This is a genomic window from uncultured Roseobacter sp. (genome assembly GCF_947501835.1).
In the GTDB taxonomy this organism is placed as follows: domain Bacteria; phylum Pseudomonadota; class Alphaproteobacteria; order Rhodobacterales; family Rhodobacteraceae; genus Roseobacter.
The window spans coordinates 1-7,300 of the sequence record NZ_CANMXR010000040.1 but is presented as its reverse complement, the minus strand read 5'-3'; the positions used below and the strand labels follow the sequence as shown (position 1 = coordinate 7,300).

Genomic DNA, 7,300 nt, shown 5'->3' with positions numbered 1-7,300 from the left:
GCATTTGGATATACACTTGGCTTCGCTGGCGTGGTTGACTGGATTGTCTGATGTCGGCTTGGTCCCGCGTTGACGACATCGGAAGATGAAATATTAGGAGCGATAAAATGACCTTGGGTGCTGGAATTGCTGTCGCTGGCGGTTGCATTGGATTTGGTTTGGGCTGTTTGGCAGAGGCGATCAGTGATCGTGGTCGTTGTGATCCGAGCATCGTGGCGTCTGTGCCAACGACGCCAGTTCCGCCGAAACCGAGACGCTGAAATATTAGGAGTCCTGTTCTTTTTGCGCAATGGCCGGTTGCTTCTGGTGCACTTTTTTGAGCTACCGCGTTGAAAGATCCAAGTGTTAAACAACTGTGACTGATGTAGGAGAAAGTGGCATCGTGCGAGTTATCGCCGCACTGGTAAGCGCGTTGGTGTTTTTCACGGCTCCGCTCTTGGCGGAGCCTATCCGGTTGGTGAGTAACGCTGGCGCAATCAACAATCAGGCACTTGGATTTGCACTGCGAGAGGTCTATCGCCGCGCCGGGTTGGAGATGACGATCACGCCCATCCCTGCCAAGCGCGCCGCCCACATGCTTGATAACGGCGAGTTTGATGGCGTTGTCGGGCGCGTAAGCGGCTTTGGAGACACCCGGCCTGATCTCATCCGGCTTGAACCACCAATCAATACGATCATCACGACTGCATTCATTTTGCCAGAGCGTGGGCATCGGATCGAAAGCCGCGATGATCTTAAGGACAAGACTGTTGGTGTGGTTCGCGGGATAGTACATTCGCGACGGGCTGCCGCTGGGGCAGCCGATATGATTGAGGTGGATCGCCCGGAGCAACTTTTTCTGATGCTCAAGTCGAACCGAATTGATGTGGCGGTCCATGGTGCTTTCAGCAGTCACGCCGAAGTCGAATTGCTGACAGACTATGGGATTGTTCTGAGTGAAATCCCGATAGGTACGATCAACAGCCATCATTTTCTGCGCGATACCTTCCGGCAAGAGGCAGCGGCAGTTGCTAGCATATTGCGCGAGATGGTGGATGAAGGCGAGTTTGGTATGCTGTTTCAAATAGAGCGTGCGCGGCTTATCGCAGGGACCGCGGCGAGAGAGCCAGGGAACTAACCCGATACGGCGGAAGAACGTTCTAGCCCGCATACGCCGGATGAGGTTGAGCTTATGCCGGCTGGCTATTTCAGTCTTATAGCGTTCTGTTCAATCTAGCGCCGGGCGTTTAAACCCCTGAGCAACCTTCAGTTGATTAGACGCTCAAAAGCAGACAAGGCTCCAAGGTCCGGAGAGTCCGCAGGGCGTGAGTTCCACCCACCACACTATTCGCTATCGCAGCGAATGGCGGCTAAGCGGGCTGCAATCGCAGCATTGCAGTGGTGTGGCCAACGGCAGCTTTGGACCGCCTCTTCGGAGCAAGGGCGGCTCATCAACAAGATGCTGCGACGCCGCCGAGGTCGGCTTCGAGACGTCCCTTGACAATTAATTGTAGGCCAGCGGAAACTCTAAAGATGGGCGGGGAGGGCCTTTTATGTCAAAAAAAATAGATGGCATTCTGCAAAGCGCTGTTGATGCAGGGGACGTCCCATTTGTCGTTGCTATGGCCGCAAACGCTTCGTCGGTGGTGTATTCCGGGGCATTCGGGCCAGCATCACAGGGGCGCGTAGCGCAGGAAGACACGGTGTTCCGCATCTTCTCAATGACGAAATCTGTTGGATCAGTTGCAGCAATGGTTCTGATCGATCGCGGTGCGCTTTCCATGGACACACCAGTTGCAGATATCCTGCCGGAATGGAACGATCTGCGAGTTCTTGAGGGCTGGGATGGCAACACACCGATGCTTCGGGCGCCAAAAGTAGCTGCCACCGTTCGGCATTTGGCCACTCACACAAGCGGTCTGGAATACGAGTTCTGGAACACCGATATGGCCAAGTTCCTCGAGGTGACAGAGGCCACGCCAATCTTATCTGGGCTAAAGGCCGGTTTGAAGTATCCGCTGATGACGGATCCTGGGACAAGATGGGGTTATGGACCAAGCATAGATTGGTTGGGGCAAATCGTAGAGAAAGTCGATGGTCGCCGGATTGATGCGTTCTGCCAAGCTGAGATTTTCGATCCTCTTGGCATGTCCAGCACGGCTTTCGAATCTGATGGCATGGAGGATCGTCTGGCCGACGTCTCCATTCGTGACGAGAATGGTAGCTTCGGTCCGTTTGAAATTGCGCCGCCGGCAAAGCCCGAGGTCTATGGCATGGGCCACGCCTTGTATTCGACTGCACCCGATTATCTAACATTCCTCCGCATGGTCCTGAACAAAGGCGCATTGAACGGGAATCGTATTCTGTCTGAGGGGGCGGTTGCACAGATGACAGCCGATCAGATGCAGGGACTGACGTTCCAAGATATGGTAACGGCTGCGCCGCCCTTGACAGCAGATGTTGCCATGCCTGAAGGCACGACCCACAGCTTTGCATTTGTGCGCGCCGAAGCCGATGTGCCGTACGCGCGGCGGGCCGGGTCTCAAAGTTGGGCAGGCGTCTGCAACACCCATTATTGGATTGATTCAACTTCCGAGCTTGCTGCAGTTATTATGACCCAGTCTTTGCCATTTGTGGAAGAACCTTACATGCGCACATACCGCGCTTATGAAGAAGGCCTGTATGCAATGGCGTAAACTCGTTCGTATTGTTGCTTCGCCAATCGAAAGGACGTGAAGCGACCGGAAGCAAATCACAATTATTGGAACTCAGGGAACCCTTGGTCCGCTGTGGACTTCCAAGCCTCAGACGATTTGGGCCTGCAGCTAAAGTCCGTCTGACGGGCGGCACCGCGGCATCACTGGTCGTTGACGGAAGGCAGCTAAGGGTCGTCCTCGCCTGAGCAACACTGAGCTGCAAATCTGATGATGCGCTTGCCCTCAGGTCGACATGAAGCCCAAATTTGACCGATGCTGTGGTGGCCATGAAGGGCATCCTTGTCGCGCCCATATCCTGCGACACAAAGAACGACGGAAATATCCTTCGCGCCCGTTAAACTCTTAACCAAGCACCCGGAGGGTATCATGAAGACACTAGGCACCACGCTCGCTCTGACGCTGTTTACCGCCGGTGCGGTTCAAGCGCATGTGACTATCACAGTGGATGGGGATCAGCGCTGTATCACGTCCGATGGCGTACCCGATCACGAAACCGGTCCATGGCGGGCCGGTGCCACAGTGGAAGAGCAGCACCATAGGTTCTGCATAGATGCTACGCCCGAACTCACGGACACCATCACCCGTGACGCTCGGATCTCGGGTATAACCCTGACCGGAATTCCGCTGCGTCCGGGCACCGCGGAATACTATGACCCGACGTCCGAGCGCGGGTATTCGCGCGATCCGTCTTCGGGATGGAATGTCGAGGGTATGGGCGGACTCATCATGGATGCACAGAACGCGCATGTGGACGGTCAGGGCATGTACCACTATCACGGCATTCCCTCCGCAGTGACAGGCGAACTCGACAGCACGCTGTTTGGTTATGCGGCGGACGGGTTTGAAATCCACTACGTGGGCGACGAAGCGCAATCGTCATGGCAGTTGAAGAGTGGGGAGCGAGCCTCCGGTCCAGGTGGCGCACATGACGGCACCTACGTGCAGGATTACGAATTCGTTGCGGGCTCCGGAACTTTGGATGAATGCAACGGGGCAATGCTCGACGGGCAGTATGTGTATTTCGCCATCGATACCTACCCGTTCTTTCCGCGCTGTTTCAAAGGTACGGTTTCGAGTGACTTCATCGGTGGGCGTGGCGGCCGTCCCCCGCCGGATGGCGACGGCTGATCCGGAGCAACCCGAAATTCAAAAAGCTGATGGGTTGGATGGCTCCTGCTCAAACCGGCGTTGCAATCCGCCATACTGCGGATGTCCATATCTGCTTTTGAGAGGAGCCACCCCATGCAAGTTACCACAATCGGCCTTGATCTGGCCAAGAACGGTTTTCAAGTTCACGGAATTACAGAAGACGAAGAGGTTGCCTTCAACCGGCCTTTGAGCCGCGGGCAGTTATTGCCGTTTTTCTCCAAGATCAAACCTTGCTTGATCAGTATGGAGACCTGCAGCAGTGCGCACCAATGGGCGCGGGAAATGACAGTGTTGGGTCATGAAGTCCGGCTAATTCCACCGATGTATGTCAAACCATACGTCAAACGCGACAATTCAGATGCCATCGATGCGGCGGCGATCTGCGAAGCGGTGATGCGTCCGACAATGCGCTTTGTCGCGATCAAGACAGTTGAACAGCAGGCACTCCTGTCGCTGTATCGCGCACGGGATCTTCTTGTCCGATAACGCACGCAGTTGATCAACGGCTTGCCTGGCATGGTCGCAGAGTTTGGCGTCTACATTGCCAGAGGCCTTGCCCGTGTCATCGATTTTGCTGAGAACATACTGACTGGCGAAGTTTTGGATCTGCCTGATGTCGCGTACGAGGTGATCCATAATCTCTCTGAGCATCTGATGGCATTGCATGCACGGATTCGTCGGTACGAAGACCGCTTAAAGCAAGTAGCCAAGGAAGACGCGCGGGTGGGGTTGTTGCTTACTATCCCAGGCGTCGGGGCTGTTACCGCGTCCGCGATCATCGCCAGCATTGGTGACGGACACCAATTCCGCAATGGCCGTGAGTTTGCAGCTTGGCTGGGTCTGACGCCTTCGAACAAGTCCAGTGGCGGCAAAGAGAAACTTGGACGGATCACCAAGATGGGCGATCAATACCTACGATCATTGCTCGTCGTCGGCATGACGTCTCTGGTCCGACAGACCCGATCCCACCCAGAATGCGCAAGCAAATGGCTGACATCGTTGCTGGAACACAAACCTGCTCGCGTTGCCACAGTTGCTATGGCCAACAAAACTACCCGGATCGTTTGGACAGTTTTGACCCGCAACGAGCCGTACACGCTTCGCACAGCCTGAAAAGGAATCGTCATAAAGAGTTAGCAAGACCCGCGAGATGATGGTGCATAAGTCTGCCGCCAATGCCAAGACACTCCGCCGAATGGCGCGGGCATGATAGCCCGCAAAGCTGATAGGAACTTGGTTTGCGGAACCCATCAGGGCCAGCGCTCAAAACCGCGCAAAACAGGCCGGACACATGACCGCTTCTGACAAATGCACAAATCAGTTCAAAAATGTCTCGCTATGCAGGAGCCATCCACACAGGCTATTCATCGATTGAACTCGAATGGCAGCCCCGTCCCCGGGCAGCGGCCGTTAAAACCGGAAGCATTAAAGGCAAGTTTGTCGGTACTGCCGCCGTCCGAAACAGCTGAATCGAGCGCCTGCTGCGAACGGCAGGTTCGGCGGGCCGCATCGCAGCATCTTGACAGGCCGGTAAAAGGCAGGTCTGGGCCGGGCATTCAAGAAAAGCACAGCATTGACGATTTGTGAGCGAGCCGAGCTACTATAGAGACAGCAAAAAAGTGGAAGGGACAGATTGCCGTTACTAAGTGATCACATGTGAAACCGCATCTTCTCCGAGCAAGTTCACCCTCACATGACTACGATGAATGAACAGTTCCCCCAGTTGTTCAAGTTCCTTTTCTTATTGAATAACTTGCCCGACAAATCGCCTCGTATGCGCCTTTGTGCAACACCTGAAGAAACAACTTCTGTACAGAAACCATGATGATAGATCCTGTTTCGGTGAATGTCGCCAGATACAAAGATGGGTCGAGGACAGTCGCCGAAGCGCATCTTAAACTGATCATAGAAAGCACTGTAGTGGGAAATGCTTTCCCCCAAATCTGGATTGGCGTTTAAGGTTGAACCACAGCATACTAGAGTAGTGTGGAACTCGTCGCCCAAAGCTCTATCAAGCTGGCCCCAGAGCCACGCCGTCTGTTTCGGCCCTAAAAGCTCAGCATTTGGATTCTGTTGCAGAGGCTCTCGGTAGAACCGGCCATCAAGGACAATCACTAGCGTCCCATCTAGGTCAGCCGCGCAATAAATTTCATCGGCATCATCGTCTACCAAATTCCACTCCGGCTTTACCGTCCTGCCGATGTGACTTAGGAACAAACGTCGAGCCTCCTCGCGGTGCTTCAGTCCATCATCTGATCCGCCCATCGAATTGTCAGGACCCAGATCGTGATCATCCCATGTCGCGAGGTAGTTTAGATTGTTTAGGGCCGTCCTGAAATTTTGTACAGACAGTTGCTTGCGATAGTGTTGGTCGAGATCCAAATTGTCCCACTTCTTACTGTCGCATAGACATTGTCACCTAAGAGAAGAAGCAGACCGGGAGCAGCAAGATCAATACTCTTCCAAGCAGGTTGGGTTTTTCTTCTTTGGTATTTTGCGCATGATGCAAACGCGATATGAGCCAATATAGCTTCCATTCGAGTCTCCTAAATTCACAAAGTATGATCCCAGGACATTAAATGAAATGTGGGGCGATCACTATCGCGGTTGTGTAGTGGTTGGATCAATCAGCTACCGTCACTACTCCTGTGATCGAAATTCTCTAGGCAACACATGGCAGCTGCTGGAGATGTCGCAATGCAGCATCGGACACGTCAATAAATAGCTGCTATTGACCGGGAAAGGATGGGTGGCCACTCCTCGTTAATGCCCGCTTAACGGAAGCTGCACCGCGGCATGAACCTACTGGGTGAATGACCGGTAAGGGCCGTCCTTCGCTGCCAGACGCCGACAAAGTTGGGAAGCTGCACCATCTGCGAGGTACGGAGTAAGCCCAGAATGACCGAGGCCGTGACAGCCGTTTTGTTATATATTCTGCAAGTATCGTGTAATGGAGGTCGTTGAGGGGAAGAATGGATCAGGATAAAAAGTTTGAAGCTTTCCGATCGCTTCACCATCGAACCGAGGCCTTCGTTATGCCAAATCCGTGGGATGCCGGTTCGACAAGGTTGTTGGCGAGTTTGGGGTTCGAAGCTCTGGCGACAACCAGCGCCGGCTACGCCTTCTCGGTTGGAAAGCGCGATTCCTTCGCAGGTCTGAGCCGGGATGAGTTGATCGTCAATGCAGCGCAGATCGCAGGAGCCTGCGATCTTCCGATCTCAGCCGATCTGGAAGATGGCTTTGGCATGGCCCCCGAAACCTGCGCCGATACCATTCGCATCGCCTCTGGCATCGGGTTGGTCGGTGGGTCCATTGAGGACGCAACAGGCAATCCGGATGAGCCAATCTTCGATCTTCCTCTGGCAGTCGAGCGCATTCGCGCCGCTGCCGAGACTGCGGCGGCGTTGCCATTTTTTCTGACAGCGCGCGCAGAAAATTACCTTTGGGGTCGGCCC

5 protein-coding genes and 1 pseudogene are annotated in these 7,300 nt (G+C 54.3%); 5 read left to right on the top strand and 1 reads right to left on the bottom strand.

The window, feature by feature from the left end:
• The first annotated feature begins 415 nt into the window (after positions 1-415).
• The 4 genes and pseudogenes from Q1A20_RS25795 to Q1A20_RS25780 all read left to right on the top strand — a co-directional run bounded on the left by Q1A20_RS25795 (position 416) and on the right by Q1A20_RS25780 (position 4,958).
• Positions 416-1,117: an ABC transporter substrate-binding protein gene (locus tag Q1A20_RS25795; protein WP_299919633.1), complete on the top strand. Its 702-nt coding sequence runs from the start codon at positions 416-418 to the stop codon at positions 1,115-1,117.
• 415 nt (positions 1,118-1,532) lie between these two features.
• On the top strand, positions 1,533-2,675 hold the full coding sequence (locus tag Q1A20_RS25790; RefSeq protein ID WP_299409763.1) for a serine hydrolase: 1,143 nt from the start codon (positions 1,533-1,535) through the stop codon (positions 2,673-2,675).
• A gap of 387 nt (positions 2,676-3,062) precedes the next feature.
• Positions 3,063-3,824 (top strand): YHYH protein, encoded by a 762-nt coding sequence (locus Q1A20_RS25785; protein WP_299919630.1) that lies wholly within the window; start codon positions 3,063-3,065, stop codon positions 3,822-3,824.
• Positions 3,825-3,938: 114 nt separating this feature from the next.
• Positions 3,939-4,958 (top strand): annotated as a pseudogene (locus Q1A20_RS25780) (IS110 family transposase).
• Positions 4,959-5,534: 576 nt separating this feature from the next.
• Here the strand turns inward: Q1A20_RS25780 and Q1A20_RS25775 are convergent.
• Positions 5,535-6,227: a hypothetical protein gene (locus Q1A20_RS25775; RefSeq protein WP_299919628.1), complete on the bottom strand. Its 693-nt coding sequence runs from the start codon at positions 6,225-6,227 to the stop codon at positions 5,535-5,537.
• Positions 6,228-6,817: 590 nt separating this feature from the next.
• On the opposite strand from Q1A20_RS25775, the gene Q1A20_RS25770 reads away from it, so the two are divergent.
• The coding region (locus Q1A20_RS25770) for an isocitrate lyase/phosphoenolpyruvate mutase family protein (protein ID WP_299919625.1) at positions 6,818-7,300 on the top strand (483 nt) is incomplete at its 3' end.